The organism is Streptomyces sp. TSRI0107, from assembly GCF_001905845.1.
GTDB lineage: Bacteria > Actinomycetota > Actinomycetes > Streptomycetales > Streptomycetaceae > Streptomyces.
The window spans coordinates 101,396-117,640 of record NZ_LIVZ01000004.1 but is presented as its reverse complement, the minus strand read 5'-3'; the positions used below and the strand labels follow the sequence as shown (position 1 = coordinate 117,640).

General features: G+C 70.4%; 15 protein-coding genes and 2 pseudogenes. 7 read left to right on the top strand and 10 right to left on the bottom strand.

Features of this window, described 5'->3' with window-relative positions; translation table 11 throughout:
• Nucleotides 1–49: 49 nt before the first annotated feature.
• Together AMK31_RS10880 and AMK31_RS10875 are read right to left on the bottom strand one after the other, a co-directional pair.
• Nucleotides 50–1,435, bottom strand: a complete 1,386-nt coding sequence (locus tag AMK31_RS10880) for a class II fumarate hydratase (protein WP_073940249.1) — start codon at nt 1,433–1,435, stop codon at nt 50–52.
• A gap of 67 nt (nt 1,436–1,502) precedes the next feature.
• A complete protein-coding gene (locus AMK31_RS10875; protein ID WP_107468582.1) occupies nt 1,503–3,179 on the bottom strand; it encodes a fumarate hydratase in 1,677 nt (558 codons plus the stop codon).
• A 147-nt stretch (nt 3,180–3,326) separates the two neighbouring features.
• Between AMK31_RS10875 and AMK31_RS10870 the strand changes: the two genes are divergently transcribed.
• A complete protein-coding gene (locus tag AMK31_RS10870; protein WP_073940248.1) occupies nt 3,327–4,013 on the top strand; it encodes a DUF1707 SHOCT-like domain-containing protein in 687 nt (228 codons plus the stop codon).
• A gap of 130 nt (nt 4,014–4,143) precedes the next feature.
• Nucleotides 4,144–4,521: a WhiB family transcriptional regulator gene (locus AMK31_RS10865; protein WP_073940247.1), complete on the top strand. Its 378-nt coding sequence runs from the start codon at nt 4,144–4,146 to the stop codon at nt 4,519–4,521.
• Nucleotides 4,522–4,611: 90 nt separating this feature from the next.
• Here AMK31_RS10865 and glpX read toward each other — a convergent pair whose 3' ends face one another.
• Nucleotides 4,612–5,643: a class II fructose-bisphosphatase gene (gene glpX, locus AMK31_RS10860; protein WP_073940246.1), complete on the bottom strand. Its 1,032-nt coding sequence runs from the start codon at nt 5,641–5,643 to the stop codon at nt 4,612–4,614.
• A gap of 147 nt (nt 5,644–5,790) precedes the next feature.
• Between glpX and AMK31_RS10855 the strand changes: the two genes are divergently transcribed.
• A complete protein-coding gene (locus AMK31_RS10855; RefSeq protein ID WP_073940245.1) occupies nt 5,791–6,327 on the top strand; it encodes a DUF4245 domain-containing protein in 537 nt (178 codons plus the stop codon).
• A 131-nt stretch (nt 6,328–6,458) separates the two neighbouring features.
• Here the strand turns inward: AMK31_RS10855 and AMK31_RS10850 are convergent, their stop codons facing one another.
• The 4 genes and pseudogenes from AMK31_RS10850 to AMK31_RS10835 form a co-directional block, all read right to left on the bottom strand.
• Nucleotides 6,459–7,049, bottom strand: coding sequence for a malonic semialdehyde reductase (locus AMK31_RS10850; protein WP_073940244.1), 591 nt, complete (start codon nt 7,047–7,049; stop codon nt 6,459–6,461).
• Between the two features lie 166 nt (nt 7,050–7,215).
• Nucleotides 7,216–7,452, bottom strand: coding sequence for an exodeoxyribonuclease VII small subunit (locus AMK31_RS10845; protein ID WP_073940243.1), 237 nt, complete (start codon nt 7,450–7,452; stop codon nt 7,216–7,218).
• Between the two features lie 9 nt (nt 7,453–7,461).
• Complete coding sequence (gene xseA / locus AMK31_RS10840; protein ID WP_073940242.1) at nt 7,462–8,679, bottom strand: exodeoxyribonuclease VII large subunit; 1,218 nt, start codon at nt 8,677–8,679, stop codon at nt 7,462–7,464.
• Nucleotides 8,680–8,745: 66 nt separating this feature from the next.
• Nucleotides 8,746–9,717: pseudogene (locus AMK31_RS10835) on the bottom strand (APC family permease); the annotation flags it as partial.
• 109 nt (nt 9,718–9,826) lie between these two features.
• Here AMK31_RS10835 and AMK31_RS10830 point away from each other — a divergent pair.
• Nucleotides 9,827–10,843 carry a 4-hydroxy-3-methylbut-2-enyl diphosphate reductase gene (locus tag AMK31_RS10830; protein ID WP_107468581.1) on the top strand — a complete coding sequence of 339 codons (1,017 nt, stop codon included), beginning with the start codon at nt 9,827–9,829 and terminating at the stop codon, nt 10,841–10,843.
• Between the two features lie 58 nt (nt 10,844–10,901).
• Entirely contained in the window at nt 10,902–11,663 is a 762-nt protein-coding gene (gene ppgK / locus AMK31_RS10825) for a polyphosphate--glucose phosphotransferase (RefSeq protein WP_073940240.1), read from the top strand.
• A 455-nt stretch (nt 11,664–12,118) separates the two neighbouring features.
• Here the strand turns inward: ppgK and AMK31_RS42400 are convergent, their stop codons facing one another.
• On the bottom strand, nt 12,119–12,466 hold the full coding sequence (locus AMK31_RS42400) for a DUF6542 domain-containing protein (RefSeq protein WP_385311046.1): 348 nt from the start codon (nt 12,464–12,466) through the stop codon (nt 12,119–12,121).
• A 486-nt stretch (nt 12,467–12,952) separates the two neighbouring features.
• Between AMK31_RS42400 and ychF the strand changes: the two genes are divergently transcribed.
• Complete coding sequence (gene ychF / locus AMK31_RS10815; RefSeq protein WP_073940238.1) at nt 12,953–14,041, top strand: redox-regulated ATPase YchF; 1,089 nt, start codon at nt 12,953–12,955, stop codon at nt 14,039–14,041.
• 194 nt (nt 14,042–14,235) lie between these two features.
• Here the strand turns inward: ychF and AMK31_RS10810 are convergent, their stop codons facing one another.
• Nucleotides 14,236–14,781 (bottom strand): HAD domain-containing protein, encoded by a 546-nt coding sequence (locus AMK31_RS10810; protein WP_073940237.1) that lies wholly within the window; start codon nt 14,779–14,781, stop codon nt 14,236–14,238.
• Between the two features lie 34 nt (nt 14,782–14,815).
• A pseudogene (locus AMK31_RS41465) lies at nt 14,816–15,179 on the bottom strand (SAM-dependent methyltransferase); the annotation flags it as partial.
• Nucleotides 15,180–15,570: 391 nt separating this feature from the next.
• On the opposite strand from AMK31_RS41465, the gene AMK31_RS40375 reads away from it, so the two are divergent.
• Entirely contained in the window at nt 15,571–16,203 is a 633-nt protein-coding gene (locus AMK31_RS40375) for a hypothetical protein (RefSeq protein WP_143204229.1), read from the top strand.
• Nucleotides 16,204–16,245: the final 42 nt, after the last annotated feature.

Genomic DNA, 16,245 nt, shown 5'->3' with positions numbered 1-16,245 from the left:
CATACGACGCTGCGGTACGCGTCACGGTTCACACGTGCGGAACGGCCGGTTACGGCCGTGTCATACGCAGGACGTCCAGCGCCTCGTCGAGTTGCTCCACGGTGAGGTCGCCGCGCTCCACGTACCCGCTCTCGAGCACCACCTGCCGGATCGTCTTCCGCTGCGCCAGCGCCTTCTTGGCGACCTTCGCGGCCTCCTCGTACCCGATGTACTTGTTGAGCGGGGTGACGACGGACGGCGACGACTCGGCGTACTCGCGGGCGCGTTCGCGGTTCGCGGTGATCCCGTCGACGGTGCGGTCGGCGAGCAGCCGCGAGACGTTCGCGAGCAGCCGGACGGACTCCAGCACGTTCTTCGCGATGACCGGGAGCATGACGTTCAGCTCGAAGTTGCCGGCCGCGCCCGCGGTGGCGATCGTCGCGTCGTTGCCGATGACCTGCGCGGCGACCATCAGAGTGGCCTCGGGGATGACCGGGTTGACCTTGCCCGGCATGATCGAGGAGCCCGGCTGGAGGTCGGGCAGGGCGATCTCGGCGAGCCCGGTGCGCGGTCCCGAGGACATCCACCGCAGATCGTTGGCGATCTTCGTCAGCGACACCGCGATCGTCCGCAACTGCCCGCTGGTCTCCACGATCCCGTCCCGGGCACCCTGCGCCTCGAAGTGGTCGCGGGCCTCGGTCAGCGGCAGCCCCGTGGTCCGGGCCACCTCCTCGATGACGGCGGCGGAGAACCCCGGCGGGGTGTTGATGCCGGTGCCGACCGCCGTGCCGCCCAGCGGCAGTTCGGCCAGCCTCGGCAGCGAGGCCTCCAGCCGCTCGGCGCCGTACCGCACCTGCGCCGCATACCCCGCGAACTCCTGACCCAGCGTCACCGGGGTGGCGTCCATCAGATGCGTCCGCCCCGACTTCACGACGTCGGCGAACTCCTCGGCCTTGCGGGTCAGGGAGGCGGCGAGGTGCCACAGGGCGGGGATCAGGTCGCGGGTGACGGCGGCCGTGGCCGCGATGTGGATGGAGGACGGGAAGACGTCGTTGGAGGACTGGGAGGCGTTGACGTGGTCGTTGGGATGCACGGCCCTGCCCAGCCGCTCACTGGCGAGGGTGGCGATGACCTCGTTGGTGTTCATGTTGGACGAGGTCCCGGACCCGGTCTGGAACACGTCCACCGGGAAGTGCTCGTCCCAGCGCCCCTCGGCCACCTCCGCGGCCGCCTCCTGGATGGCCTCCGCGACGTCCTTGTCCACGACCCCCAGCCGGGCGTTCACCTTCGCCGCCGCCGCCTTGATCCGCGCCAGCGCCTCGATGTGCGCCCGCTCGATCCGCTGCCCGGAGATCGGGAAGTTCTCCACCGCCCGCTGCGTCTGCGCCCGCCACTTGGCGTCCGCGGGGACCCGGACCTCACCCATGGAGTCGTGCTCGATGCGGTATTCGCTCATACCCGCTACAGCGATCGGGGGCGGTGCGATGTTCCGGGGGGCGGAAGCCGCCCCCCGGATGGGCCAGCTACGCCAGACCCGGACCACGCACCGGGATGTGCGTGAACGTCGGCTCGGGCGCCGGGTTCTGGAAGAAGTCGTTGCCCTTGTCGTCGACGACGATGAACGCCGGGAAGTCCTCGACCTCGATCTTCCAGACGGCCTCCATGCCGAGCTCCTCGTACTCGACGACCTCGACCTTCTTGATGCAGTCCTGGGCGAGGCGCGCGGCCGGGCCGCCGATGGAGCCGAGGTAGAAGCCGCCGTGCGTGCCGCACGCGTCGGTGACCTGCTTGCTCCGGTTGCCCTTCGCCAGCATCACCTTGGAGCCGCCCGCCGCCTGGAACTGCTCGACGTAGGAGTCCATGCGGCCGGCCGTGGTCGGGCCGAAGGAGCCGGACGCGTAGCCCTCCGGCGTCTTCGCCGGGCCCGCGTAGTACACCGGGTGGTCCTTCAGGTACTGCGGCATCTCCTCGCCCGCGTCCAGCCGCTCCTTGATCTTCGCGTGCGCGATGTCACGCGCCACGACGAGCGGCCCGGACAGCGACAGCCGGGTCTTGACCGGGTACTTCGTCAGCTCGGCCAGGATCGCGTCCATCGGCTGGTTCAGGTCGATCCTGACGACGTCACCGGACTCGTCGAGGTGCTCGTCCGTCGTCTCCGGCAGGAAGCGCGCCGGGTCCGTCTCCAGCTGCTCCAGGAAGACGCCCTCCGCGGTGATCTTCGCGACGGCCTGCCGGTCGGCCGAGCAGGAGACGGCGATGGCCACCGGGCAGGAGGCCCCGTGCCGCGGCAGCCGCACCACGCGCACGTCGTGGCAGAAGTACTTGCCGCCGAACTGCGCCCCGATGCCGATCTTCTGCGTCAGCTCGAAGACCTTCTCCTCCAGCTCCTTGTCCCGGAAGCCGTGGCCGAGGGGCGAACCCTCGGCGGGGATCTCGTCCAGGTAGTGCGCGGAGGCGTACTTCGCGGTCTTCAGCGCGTACTCCGCCGACGTGCCGCCGACGACGATCGCCAGGTGGTACGGCGGGCAGGCGGCCGTGCCGAGCGAGCGGATCTTCTCCTCCAGGAACTTCATCATGGAGGCCTCGTTCAGGACGGCCTTCGTCTCCTGGTACAGGAACGACTTGTTGGCGGAGCCGCCGCCCTTCGCCATGAACAGGAACTTGTACGCGCCGCCGTCCGTCGCGTACAGCTCGATCTGCGCGGGCAGGTTGGAGCCGGTGTTCTTCTCCTCCCACATGGTGAGCGGAGCCATCTGCGAGTACCGCAGGTTGAGCTTGGTGTAGGCGTCGTAGATGCCCCGGGACAGGGCCTCCTCGTCACCGCCCTCGGTCAGCACGTTCTGCCCGCGCTTGCCCATGACGATCGCCGTGCCGGTGTCCTGGCACATGGGCAGCACGCCCGCCGCCGCGATGTTCGCGTTCTTCAGCAGGTCGAGGGCGACGAACTTGTCGTTGGCGGACGCCTCGGGGTCGTCGATGATCCGCCGCAGCTGCGCCAGGTGGGCCGGCCGCAGGTAGTGCTGGATGTCGTGGATCGCCTCCTCGGCCAGCTTCCGCAGCGCCTCCGGCTCGACCTTGAGGAACGTCCGCCCGTCGGCCTCGAAGGTGGAGACACCCTCGGAGGTCACCAGCCGGTACGGGGTGGTGTCCTCTCCCATGGGGAGCAGATCGGTGTACGCGAACTCAGGCATCTCGCCCATTCCTCACTCACGACAGACAGCGGCTGGCCTCCATTGGCAGCGCCCCCCAGCGTAGAACCTGCCTGTGACGGCGAGCCTGTGAGGTAAGGCTCAGTTGCCGGCCGTCGGGGACTATCGCGATCTATCGTGTTTCGCTACGCTGCTGTCGTGGACCTTCAGAAGCAGACCGCGCCCCCCGCCTCCGAACTCCGCGCCTCCGACGCCGACCGCGACCGTGTCGCGGACGTCCTCGGCCAGGCCCTTGCCGAGGGCCGCCTCACCGCCGACGAGCACGCCGAGCGTGTCGAGCGGGTCTTCGGGGCCCGGACGGTCGGCGATCTGGAACCGCTCGTCCGCGACCTGCCCGGCGCGCACCGGCAGCGCGCGACCCCGCGGTACGCCCAGGCGCCGGGCCGCCCCACGGCCGGCGCCATACCGGCCGATCCGGACGAGAACGTGGTCGCGGTGTTCAGCGGCGCGATCCGCAGGGGCCGCCGGCGGGCCGGACGCCGGATCCACGCGTACGCGGTCTTCGGCAGTGTGGAGATCGACCTCAGCGAGGCGCTGTTCGAGTACCAGCAGGTCGTGGTGAAGGCGTTCTCCGTGTTCGGCAGCGTCGAGGTCAAGGTCCCGGAGAACGTGTCGCTGCGCGGCACCGGCGGCGGCGTCCTCGGCGCCTTCGAGGTGGACACGCTGGACGCGGCCGACCCCGACGCGCCGGTCGTCTTCGTCGACGGCTGGGCCGTCCTCGGCAGCATCGAGGCCCGCGCGAAGCGGGGCAGGAGCGTCGCCGACATCCTCGACCGCGTCCACGCCAAGGTGGACCGGAGTCTGCGCAGGCATCTCGACCGTTGACGGGCGTCAATCCAGCCACGCGGCGGCCGGCCCGCCCCGGCCGTCGGGAACTCCCCGCATAGGCGCGCGTACAGCGGGTAGACCTTGCTGCATCGTCTCTCGCTCGCGAAGCCGTCGTCAGGAGTAGACCGTGCTGCAACCGCCGCATTCGTCCCTGCAGGTAGCTGCCGTTCCGGCCCAGCGGGTGCCAGCGCGAGACAGGGACCAAGACGCCCCCTGGCACACCGAGGCGGTGTGCCGACGCGACGAGGCCGGCCTGTTCTTCGCCCCCTCCAAGGAGCCCACCGCCGCCCGGCTCTCCCGCGAGGAAGCGGCCAAGCGCGTCTGCGCGCGCTGTCCGGTCATGGTCGAGTGCCGCGAGCACGCCCTGCTCCAGCCCGAGCCCTACGGCGTCTGGGGCGGCCTCACCGCCGCCGAACGCCGCGTGGTCCTGGCCCGCCGACGCCGCCGCGACCTGGAACTGAAGAAGGCGGCGAGGACCGCCAACCGCATAGCGGCAGCCGGCTGAACCACGAAAAGACGAGGCGCCCCCTCCGCACAGGGGGCGCCTCGTCACTGCCTGCCGGCCAGGCGTGCCGACCCGAAGCCTCGGCAGGCGCTACTTCGCCCGGTCGAAGTCGATCGCGCTGTACGCCCGCAGCTTGCTCAGCCGGTGCTCGGAGTCGATCCGCCGCACCGTCCCGGACTTCGACCGCATCACGATCGAGTCGGTCGTGGCGGTCTCGGACCGGTACCGCACGCCCCGCAGCAGCTCGCCGTCCGTGATCCCGGTCGCGACGAAGAACACGTTCTCCCCGGTGACCAGGTCCTCGGTGGTCAGCACGCGGTCGAGATCGTGGCCCGCGTCGATCGCCCGCTGCCGCTCCTCGTCGTCCTTCGGCCACAGCTTGCCCTGGATGGTGCCGCCCAGGCACTTCACCGCGCAGGCCGAGATGATGCCCTCGGGCGTGCCGCCGATGCCGAGCAGCAGGTCCACGCCCGTACCCTCGCGCAGCGCCAGGATCGAGCCGGCGACGTCGCCGTCGGAGATCAGCTTGATCCGCGCTCCGGTCTCCCGGATCTCCTTGATGATCCCCTCGTGCCGCGGCCGGTCGAGGATGACCACGGTCACGTCCTCCGGCGTGGCCCGCTTGGCCTTGGCGACCCGGCGGATGTTCACCGACACCGGCGCGTCGATGTCCACGAAGTCGGCCGCCTCGGGGCCGGTGACCAGCTTGTCCATGTAGAACACGGCGGACGGGTCGAACATCGACCCGCGCTCCGCGGCGGCGAGCACGGCGATCGCGTTCGGCATGCCCTTGGCGGTCAGGGTGGTGCCGTCGATCGGGTCGACGGCGATGTCGCACTCGGGCCCGGTGCCGTCGCCGACCTGCTCTCCGTTGAAGAGCATCGGGGCCTCGTCCTTCTCGCCCTCCCCGATGACGACGACGCCGTTCATGGAGACGGTGGAGACGAGGGTCCGCATGGCGCGCACCGCGGCACCGTCGGCTCCGTTCTTGTCACCGCGCCCCACCCAGCGGCCGGCGGCCATCGCCGCGGCTTCGGTCACGCGGACCAGTTCCAGGGCGAGGTTGCGGTCTGGGGCCTCGGACGGTACATCGAGCTCGGACGGCAGATGATGCTCGGTCATCGGAGCGCACCTTTCTGATACGACGACGGCCGGATGAGGGTGTTGGCCACGACTCTATCGTCAGATCGACAAAATGAGCAGGGCGCCCCACGTATGAGCAGGGCACCCCGCGTATGAGCGGCTGGGGCACCTGCGACCATAGGGGGCGTGGCAGGAACGAACGGCAAGCAGAAGACGGCCCGGAGCATGGTGCTCTCCCTGGGCGTGACATTGCTCGCGGGCGGGGTCATGTACCTCTTCGTCCCGCACGACGACAGTGAACCGCAGATCAAGGCGGTCGACTACCGCGTCGAGCTGATCACGGCCCGCCGTGCGGCGCCCTACCCGGTGGCGGCGCCGGAGGGGCTGTCGGACGACTGGAAGGCGACGTCCGTGCGCTACAAGGGCGTCGACAACGACACCTGGCACCTCGGCTTCCACGCGCCGGACGGCGAGTACGTGCAGGTCAAGCAGTCGATGGAGAAGCGTTCGAGGTTCATCGACGACGCCACCCAGGGCGCCCACGAGACCAAGGCCACCGAGAAGATCGACGGCCGTACGTGGACCCGGTACACCGGCGGCCGGTACGACGCGCTGGTGCTCGCGGCCGACGACGAGGACACCAAGGGTGCGACGACCGTCGTGGCCGGGACGGGCTCGTTCAAGCAGCTCTCGGAGATGGCGGCGGCGCTGAAGCTGGCGTGAGTCGCGCGCGGCGGCGAACAGGACATGCGAAAGGGCCCCGGCGAGTGCCGGGGCCCTTTGCTGTGTCTCGGACGGCCCGTGGCTCGGACGGTCCGTGTCTCAGACGGTCCGTGACTCGGACGGTCGGTGCCTCAGACGGTCGTGACGACCTGCTCGTACGACAGCCGCGGCGAGCGCGGGAACCAGGCGTCCGGGCCCGGCTTGCCGATGTTGACCACCATCAGCGGGGTGTGGTCGTCGTCCAGGAACTCCTTGCGGACGCCCTCGAAGTCCAGGCCGGTCATCGGGCCGGCGGCCAGACCGGCGGCGCGCAGGCCGACGATGAAGTAGGCGGCCTGGAGGGTGGCGTTCAGCAGCGCGGAGTTCTCGCGCACCGGGCGCTCGGCGAAGAAGGCGTCCTTGGCCTGCGGGAAGTGCGGGAACAGCGCGGGCAGCTCCTCGTGGAACTCGTTGTCCGCGGAGAGGATGGCGACCAGCGGGGCGGCGGCCGTCTTGGGCCGGTTGCCCTCGGCCATGTGCCGCACCAGGCGCTCACGGGCCTCGGGGGAGCGGACCAGGGTGATGCGCAGCGGGGACTGGTTGAACGCGGTCGGACCGTACTTGACCAGGTCGTAGATCGCCTGGATCTGCTCGTCGGTCACCGGCTCGTCGGTGAAGGTGTTCGCGGTGCGGGCCTCGCGGAAGAGCAGGTCCTGGGCGGCGGGGTCAAGAACGAGGGACATGGCTGAACCTTTTCGAACGTCGTGCTGAACGACATCGACAGTACGCCAAGTGAAGTTCAACGTTCAACCAAAAGCGGGGCGTGGTGATCCGCTTCACAGCCCGCACCTCGATTCCCGGCCCCGCCGACGGCCTGCCGCACCACGGCTCACAGCCCCGGCCGACGGCCTACCGCTCCGCCGCCTCGGCCTCCTCCGCCGCGGCCTCCTCGGCCAGCGCCGCGTCCAGCCGCGCCCGCGCGCCCTCCAGCCAGCGCCGGCACACCTTGGCCAGCTCCTCGCCCCGCTCCCAGAGCGCCAGCGACTCCTCCAGCGTCGTACCACCGGCCTCCAGCCGGCGTACGACCTCGATCAGCTCGTCACGGGCCTGCTCGTACCCGAGCGCCTCTTCCACCTTGCTGGTCATCAACTCACCCTAGGTTCGACTCGTCTCGACACGTACGGAGAACTCGCCCTCGGCCACCCTCGCGCGCAGCGTCTCGTCCGCCGTGACCTCGCCCGGGTCGCGGACCACGTGCCCGTCGGCCTTCTGCAGCACGGCGTACCCCCGCTGGAGCGTGGCGGCCGGCGAGAGCGCCACCACGCGCGCGTGGGTGTGGGTCAGCTCCGACTCGGCGCGGTCCAGGAGATGCCCCAGACAGCGGCGGCCCCGCCCGGTCAGCGAGTCCACCAGGTCGGCGCGCTCGTCGATCATCCGGTGCGGATTCTCCATCGCCGGCCGCGCCAGCGCGTGCGCCAGCCCGCGCTCCTCCCGCTCAAGGAACGCCTCCATGCAGCGCCGCGCGCGGTTCCGCAGCTGCCGCACCCGCTCGACCTCCTCGCCGACGTCCGGCACGACCTTCTTGGCCGCGTCGGTCGGGGTGGAGGCGCGCAGGTCCGCCACGTGGTCCAGGAGCGGGTTGTCGGGCTCGTGTCCGATGGCCGACACCACCGGCGTACGACAGGCGGCGACCGCCCGCACCAGCTGCTCGTCCGAGAACGGCAGCAGATCCTCCACGCTGCCACCGCCGCGCGCGACGATGATCACGTCCACGTCGTCGATCTCGTCGAGCTCCTTCACCGCCTGCACGACCTGCGGCACGGCGTGCACGCCCTGCACGGCCACGTTGCGGACCTCGAAGCGGACGGCCGGCCAGCGGTGCCGGGCGTTCTCCAGCACGTCCCGCTCCGCGGCGGAGGCACGGCCGCAGACCAGGCCGATCAGCTGCGGCAGGAACGGCAGCGGCTTCTTCCGCTCCGGCGCGAACAGCCCCTCGCCGGCCAGCGCCTTCTTCAGCTGCTCCAGCCGCGCCAGCAGCTCGCCGACGCCGACGGGCTTTATCTCGGTCGCCCGCAGCGACAGCTGCCCCCGCGGCGCGTACCACTCCGGTTTCGCGAGGACGACCACCCGGGCGCCCTCGCTGACGACGTCGGCCACCGCGTCGAACACCTGCCGGTAGCAGGTGACGCTCACCGAGATGTCGTACGACGGATCCCGCAGCGTCAGGAACACCACACCGGCGCCCGGCCGCCGCGACAACTGGGTGATCTGACCCTCGACCCACACCGCGCCGAGCCGGTCGATCCACCCCCCGATGAGCCGCGACACCTCACCGACGGGCAGCGGGGATTCCGCGGACGTGTTCACAGCCATGCTCGTGAGCGTAACGGCAGCCGCTGACAATTCGGGGCAGCCGCAGTCCCCGGTCGGCCCCGCGGCTCAGTCCGCCGCGGCGGAGCCCCGGCGGCCGCGCTGGACGGCCGCCGCGATCAGTCCGACGGCCGGCCAGACCGCGCCCACCACCTGCGCAGCCCGCGACGCCTCCACGATCACGGCGACGGTGATCGCCGCCCCGAGCACCGGCACCAGCACATGCCGCCGCCAGCTCACCGGCCCCCCTCGCCGCCGTACCGCGAACCACCCCACCACGCTCGCGTGCAGCAGCGGGAAAGCGGTCAGCGCGCCGATGTCGACGACCGAGACGAGGTGGTCCATGCCGTCGTCCCGGCCGGCCGCCCACACCGCCGCGCACAGCAGCGCCACCCGCGGCACCCCGGCGTCCGTCCGCGACAGCGCCCGCGGCAGCCGCCGGTCGCGGCTCATGGCGAACAGCAGCCGCCCGGCCGCCGCCTGCCCCGCCAGCGCGGCGCCGACCGCCTTGCTGACCGCCACCAGGTCGTGCAGCCAGGCACCGACCGAGACGTCCACGGCGTCGAAGAAGGCCGAGCCCTGCCGGACGGGGTCGGCGGCCAGCTCCGCCGACGACACCGGCTCCAGCACGGCCACCGGATACATCTGCGCGACGAACAGCACACCCGCGAGGGCGAGACAGGACAGCACCGCGCGGGCGACCTTCTCCGAGCCGCCCGTCACCTCCTCGGCGAAGGAGGCGATCGCGTCGAACCCGAGATACGACAGCACGGCGACGGACACCGCCCCGATCACCGCGGACAGCGCGAACGCGCCCTGCGAACCGTCCCCGGACAGCGGCGACAGCCACGCCCGCTCGGCGCCGTCCCGCGCGAGGACGACGGTCGCGGCGGCCACGAACACCAGGAGGACCACGATCTCCATCGCCGGCACGAGGAAGCCCACCCGCGCGGCGACCCGTACGCCCCACAGGTTCAGCAGCGTGGTGAGGACCACCGCGAGCGCCGTCCACACCCATCGCGACACCTCCGGGACCAGCGCCTCCGCGCGTCGCGTCCGTACCGCCCTGCCCCGCCCCTCCCAGCTCACGGCCAGTCTCCCCGGCAGCCCGGCGGGGACGCGATCTCTGACCCCCGAACGCGGCCTTACGATGGGTCGCATGACTGCTTCGCCTGGCCGCCGTGTCCTGCTCGCCGCCCCCCGTGGTTACTGCGCGGGTGTGGACCGCGCCGTGATCGCCGTCGAGAAAGCCCTGGAGCAGTACGGCGCTCCGGTCTACGTCCGCCACGAGATCGTCCACAACAAGTACGTCGTGCAGACCCTGGAGAAGAAGGGCGCGATCTTCGTCGAGCAGACGGAGGAGGTGCCGCCGGGCAACATCGTGATGTTCTCCGCGCACGGCGTCGCCCCGGTCGTCCACGAGGAGGCCGCGCGCGGCCGGCTCGCCACCATCGACGCGACCTGCCCGCTGGTCACCAAGGTCCACAAGGAAGCCGTCCGCTTCGCCAACGAGGACTACGACATCCTCCTCATCGGCCACGAGGGCCACGAGGAGGTCATCGGCACCTCCGGCGAGGCCCCCGACCACATCCAGCTCGTCGACGGACCGGGCGACGTGGCGAAGGTCGAGGTCCGCGACCCGTCGAAGGTCGTCTGGCTGTCGCAGACCACCCTCTCCGTCGACGAGACCATGGAGACCGTCGACGCGCTCAAGGAGAAGTTCCCGCAGCTGATCTCCCCGCCCAGCGACGACATCTGCTACGCCACGCAGAACCGTCAGCTCGCGGTGAAGCAGATGGGCGCCGAGGCCGACCTGGTGATCGTCGTCGGCTCCCGCAACTCCTCCAACTCCAAGCGGCTCGTCGAGGTCGCCAAGCTGGCCGGGGCCCGCGCCTCCTACCTGGTGGACTTCGCCGACGAGATCGACGAGGCCTGGCTGGAGGGCGTCACCACGGTCGGCGTCACCTCGGGCGCCTCGGTGCCGGAGGTGCTGGTCGAGCAGGTGCTGGAGTGGCTGGCCCAGCGGGGCTTCGAGGACGTCGAGATCGTCAAGGCCGCCGAGGAGTCCATCACCTTCTCGCTGCCGAAGGAGCTGCGCCGCGACCTGCGCGAGGAGGCGGCCGCGCTGGTCGCCGAGCGCGGCGGGGCCGGCCCGGCCGGCGAGTGACGGGTCCGGCCCGCCCGGCCGGGACGTGACCGTCAGTCGTCCGTCGTAACGTGGAGCCATGCAGATCTTCGGCGTGGACATCGGCGGATCCGGAATCAAGGGCGCCCCCGTGGACCTGGACAGGGGCGCCCTGGCGCAGGAGCGCTGCAAGGTGCTCACCCCGCACCCGGCGACCCCCGACGGGGTGGCCGACGGGGTCAGACAGGTCGTCGAGCACTTCGGCTGGACGGGCCCGGTCGGCCTGACCTTCCCGGGCGTGGTCACGGGCGGCTCCACGGTGCGTACGGCGGCCAACGTGGACAAGAGCTGGATCGACACGGACGCCCGCGCGCTGTTCTCCGACCGCCTCGGCGGCCTGCCGGTGACGGTGGTGAACGACGCGGACGCGGCGGGCGTCGCCGAGATGGCCTTCGGCGCCGGGCGGAACCGCAAGGGCACGGTCATCCTGCTCACCTTCGGCACCGGGATCGGCAGCGCGGTCTTCGTCGACGGGACACTCGTCCCCAACACCGAGCTGGGCCACCTGGAGCTGCACGGGCACGACGCGGAGAAGCGTGCCTCCAGCAAGGCCAAGGACGACCACGACCTGTCCTGGGAACAGTGGGCCCACCGCGTCCGCGGCTACCTCGCGCACGTCGAGATGCTGTTCTCCCCGGAGCTGTTCATCATCGGCGGCGGGGTCAGCCGCAAGGCGCACAAGTTCCTGCACCACATCGAGGACATCAAGGCCGAGATCGTCCCGGCCGAGCTGCAGAACAACGCGGGGATCGTGGGCGCGGCGATGCATGCGGCGCAGGAGGGGCGGGGCGGCGAGGGCTGAGCTTGCGGGGGGCCGCGGCCGGGGCGTGGCCGGGCGGGTGCCGGATTGCGGGGCGGCCGCTGACGGGCGCGGTCGGGCCGCCGTTGGACCGGGTTGGTCGGTGTCCTGGCTGCCGTGGACTGCGGGGTCGGCCTTGTCGGGCCGGGTGTCGGGGCGCGGTAACGCCGCTGTCGGACCGCGGTCGGGCTGCGGGCTGGCCCGTGTCGGGCGGCGGTCGGACCGCTGTCGGGCGCTGTGGGGCCGCCCGTGGACTGCGGAGTCGGCCGGTGTCGGGTCGCCGTCAGACCTCGGTCGGCCGCCGTCGGACCGCGCCCGGTCGCTGACGGGGCCCGGTCAGGGCGCCTCGGACCGCCGTCGGGTTGCGGGTCGGCCCATGTCGGGCTGCTATCGGACGGCGAGGTCGGTCGCTGTCGGCCGCCCTCGGACTGCGGGGGTCGGTCGCTGTCGGGTCGCGGTCAGGCCGTCGTGGGCGGGCGCCTGCGTGCTGCCGCGGCGCGCTTGGCCATCAGCCTCAGCTTGCGTACGGTCACGATCGTGCCGGCGATCAGCGTCCCGCCGTACAGCCAGCCGGCCTGGGTCGCCAGGGCGGTGAACAGGGCCATGATCCGGGAGCCCGGTCCGTCGCCGTGGGCGAGCGGCAGCAGGCCCACCGCGAAGGCGATCGGGACCACCACAGGCGCGGTCACCAGGTCGCTGCGGCGCACCCACACCGCGCCGAGCACGCACACCGGCAGGAACAGCACGCCGTACACCAGTGGCGAGGCCCCGAAGAGCAGCTGGTCCAGGAAGCCCAGGGTGAGCATCAGGGTTCCGCAGAACAACCCGCAGCCCAGCCCGGTCAGTCGCGGTTTGGGCAGTGGCCGGGCAGAGCCGGCCGCCGCGGGAGGGGGTCGCCGGGCGGGCGCCGGCCGCCGTTCGGGAGCCGTACCGCGTGGTGCCGTACCGCGCTGCGGGCCGGGGCGGGTCGGCCGGACCACCGGCCGGGGTGGCCGGGGCGTGCGGACGACGCCGCGAGCCGTCTGCGGCGGCAGGGGCGGCGAGGTGCCGCGGCGCGGTCCTTGCTGCGGGGGGCGTGTCCTGTGTTGCTCCACTGGCCCAACTTAGGTCGTTTTATGTGCCGAATAGCCCGTCCGACACGCCGTGTGGCCCGCTTGGCCAAGCGATCGGCACATCGCCGGGGCCCGACGGGTACCCCGTAGACTGGGGGATCGGCCAGTCTCGTACGCGCTCAGCAGCACTCGGTCCCTGGCCCCCTGGCCCCGCCCTCACCACATACGGGAAGTCGCAACGTGTCGCTCACGATCGGAATCGTCGGTCTGCCGAATGTCGGCAAGTCGACCCTGTTCAACGCCCTGACCAAGAACGACGTGCTGGCGGCCAACTACCCGTTCGCCACGATCGAGCCCAACGTCGGTGTGGTCGGCGTCCCCGACGCCCGCCTGGCGAAGCTCGCGGAGATCTTCAAGTCGGAGCGGGTGCTGCCGGCGACGGTCGACTTCGTCGACATCGCGGGCATCGTGCGCGGCGCCTCCGAGGGCGAGGGCCTGGGCAACAAGTTCCTGGCGAACATCCGCGAGTCCGACGCGATCTGCCAGGTCATCCGCGCCTTCAAGGACGAGAACGTCGTCCACGTCGACGGCAAGGTCTCGCCCAAGGACGACATCGAGACGATCAACACCGAGCTGATCCTCGCCGACCTCCAGACCATCGAGAAGGTCCTGCCGCGCCTCCAGAAGGAGTCCCGGATCAAGAAGGACGTCGCGCCCAAGGTCAAGGCGGTCGAGGAGGCCAAGGAGATCCTGGAGAAGGGCGACACCCTCTTCGCGCACGGCATCGTCCAGGGCACCGAGCGCAACGAGCTCCTCCACGACCTGCACCTGCTCACCACCAAGCCGTTCCTCTACGTCTTCAACGTCGACGAGGACGAGCTGACGGACGACGCGTTCAAGGACGAGCAGCGCGCCCTGGTCGCCCCCGCAGAGGCGATCTTCCTCAACGCCAAGCTGGAGGCGGACCTCGCCGAGCTGGACGAGGAGGACGCCATGGAGCTGCTGGAGTCGGTCGGCGCGACCGAGCCCGGCCTGGCCACCCTCGCCCGCGTCGGCTTCGACACCCTCGGCCTGCAGACCTACCTCACGGCCGGCCCCAAGGAGTCCCGCGCCTGGACCATCAAGAAGGGCGCGACCGCCCCCGAGGCGGCCGGCGTGATCCACACGGACTTCCAGAAGGGCTTCATCAAGGCCGAGGTCATCTCCTTCGACGACCTGGTCGAGACCGGCTCGGTCGCCGAGGCCCGCGCGAAGGGCAAGGCGCGCATGGAGGGCAAGGAGTACGTGATGCAGGACGGGGACGTGGTGGAGTTCCGGTTCAACGTCTAATACGTTCGGCGAAAGGCCGTCTGACCTGCGACGGAGCGGGTTGGGCGGCCTTTGCGGTCCGCGCGGAGTCCGCAGCGTGCTGACTTCGGTCAACGCGCGGGGTAGCGGCTACGCCGCTTCATCGAGTAGCCCTGGTGCAGGCCCGCAGCGCGCCCGGATGCCCTCGCTGTTGGTGGCAGCGAGGGCATCAGTTGTCAGGCGGTGCGGGCTACGGGTAACTGCGAGACCCACGTCGTGACCTCGGTCAGGTGCGCGGGCTGCAGCCCGTCGTGCGGGTCGGGTTGCACGAGGAGGGTCGACATTCCGCGGCTGGTGCGCTCCACCGCCCAGGCGTGGTCGAGGCTGCTGAAGTCGTCGTCGATCCAGACGGCCGGGGCGTCGCCGAGCCAGGCGTCGACGTGGTCGCGTTTCCACAGGTAGCCGTTGGGGTGGCTGGTGGTGATCTGCGGGCGCGGCAGGTCGACGTACGGAAGGTTCGGGAGGCCCAAGAGGGGCCCGATGAGGGTGGTGGCGTCCTGGCGCCAGCTGGTGCACCAGACGGGGGTGATCAGGCCGGTACGGATCACGTCCGTGAGCATGGGGCCGTGGGCAGGGTTGAGCCAGACGGTGACCGGGTTGTCGGCGCTGCGGCCGGTGGGGACGACGTCGTGGCGGGCGTGGGTGGCCGGGGTCGAGCCGTGCTCGTCGGGGAAAGGTATGAGGACGCCGTCGATGTCGAGGAGCAGGTAGGGCGGGCGCATCGGTTCCTCCGGGGAAGCCGGGGCGAAAGGCTGGTCAGAGCCTGCGGGCGCGGATCAGCAGGGTTGTGGGCCCAGTGGCCCATGCGGGGGTCGTGGAACTCCTGGGCAGAGGTGATCCAGAAGCCCGCTCGACTGAGGTGCTTCTCCCAGCGGTCTGTGGAGAATTCCCAGCGGGCGATGGGGAGCCGGGAGCGGTCGGGGAGGGTGACGTGGTCGCGGCGAGGTCGGTCGTCACCCGAGGGGCTTCGGCCGCCGCGCTGCGGGTGGGGGACGGAGAAGGCGAGCACCCGGCCCGGCGTGAGGCGCTGGGCGATGGCCGGGAGCAGGAGCTCGGGGGCGACGAGGCCGACGGCGCCGAAGACGGAGTAGATCGCGTCGAAGTCGCCAGCGGCGTGCAGCCCAACTGGTCAGCGCTGTCAAGCTGGCAGCGATCAGGGATGCAGGTAGCTGAGTGAGTAGGCCCTCGATTAGCAGCCGTTGCAGAGCCATGTTGCGTCCTTCGTTCGATGTTGACGCATCGAGCGTGGCGCTCCGCGAGTGCGGTTTTGACAGATCTGGACAGCGCTGGACAACATCAGACGTCACTGGACGGGATCAGACGCGTGTTGCGCGGAGTGGTCGAGGTTCGCCTCGGAGGGGGAGACCGTGGCAAGACTGAGGGCGCCGGAGCTGCCGGATGGGCCCATGCGGCGGCTGAGTGAAGAGCTGCATACCCTGCATCGGAAGGCTGGGTTTCCGTCGACACGTGAACTGGCCCGCAGGACGAACGGGATCGGTAGTCACGGGCGCGTGCACGATCTCTTCTCAAAGCCGGTGCTCCCCGACTGGGGTTTCCTTGCGCTGATCGTTCTGATCCTTGCTCAGGATAGTGCTGGCCTGGAACCGGAGCCTGAAGTAGCTCGGTTCCACATGCTGTGGGATGAAGCGGCCATCGCAGAGCAGAAGGACGTAAGTAGCGATGGCGCTGAAGGCGCTGGGATGGCTGGCACTACCGATGGAACACCGTTTGACTGGGACGACGATGTCACTCGTGCGTTTGCAGAGCGCGAAGGCGCTGTAAAACAGGCAGCTTCGGATCACGCCACTCAGCCAACAAACTCTTCCAGAAGACCATGGGCGCCGCCCCATTCGGCTTCCCCGGGCGCTAGAAGAAACCTAGGGCGCTGCCTGCACTTTCTGTATGTCGATGCTGGCACGCCGACGTTCGCCCAAGCCATCGCTGCCATGGGCCTCGCGCCGAACACCCGCGAGACGCTGCGCAAGAACTTCATGCGGCCTGAAAATTTCTCTCTCAGCATGCTGCACAAATTTGTTAGAGCACTGTCGGAGATGGCGCCGTATCAGGATCCCGAGCACATGGTTCCTGTCATCACGGCACTTTGGAACAGCGCTCAGTGGGAACGCAGTAGTGAGATGGAATAGTGCCCACATGTAGGTGAAGTGGGCTAAAGATTCCCCCTGCTG

Excerpts from the sequence above, each read along its gene's own strand:
- xseA (WP_073940242.1), bottom strand. The coding sequence starts at position 8,679 with ATGGCTGTGAACACGTCCGCGGAATCCCCGCTGCCCGTCGGTGAGGTG.
- AMK31_RS10850 (WP_073940244.1), bottom strand. The coding sequence starts at position 7,049 with ATGTCCCTCGTTCTTGACCCCGCCGCCCAGGACCTGCTCTTCCGCGAG.
- AMK31_RS10875 (WP_107468582.1), bottom strand. The coding sequence starts at position 3,179 with ATGGGCGAGATGCCTGAGTTCGCGTACACCGATCTGCTCCCCATGGGA.
- AMK31_RS10845 (WP_073940243.1), bottom strand. The coding sequence starts at position 7,452 with ATGACCAGCAAGGTGGAAGAGGCGCTCGGGTACGAGCAGGCCCGTGAC.
- glpX (WP_073940246.1), bottom strand. The coding sequence starts at position 5,643 with ATGACCGAGCATCATCTGCCGTCCGAGCTCGATGTACCGTCCGAGGCC.
- ppgK (WP_073940240.1), top strand. The coding sequence starts at position 10,902 with ATGCAGATCTTCGGCGTGGACATCGGCGGATCCGGAATCAAGGGCGCC.
- AMK31_RS42400 (WP_385311046.1), bottom strand. The coding sequence starts at position 12,466 with ATGCTCACCCTGGGCTTCCTGGACCAGCTGCTCTTCGGGGCCTCGCCA.
- AMK31_RS10880 (WP_073940249.1), bottom strand. The coding sequence starts at position 1,435 with ATGAGCGAATACCGCATCGAGCACGACTCCATGGGTGAGGTCCGGGTC.
- AMK31_RS10810 (WP_073940237.1), bottom strand. The coding sequence starts at position 14,781 with ATGCGCCCGCCCTACCTGCTCCTCGACATCGACGGCGTCCTCATACCT.
- AMK31_RS10830 (WP_107468581.1), top strand. The coding sequence starts at position 9,827 with ATGGGTCGCATGACTGCTTCGCCTGGCCGCCGTGTCCTGCTCGCCGCC.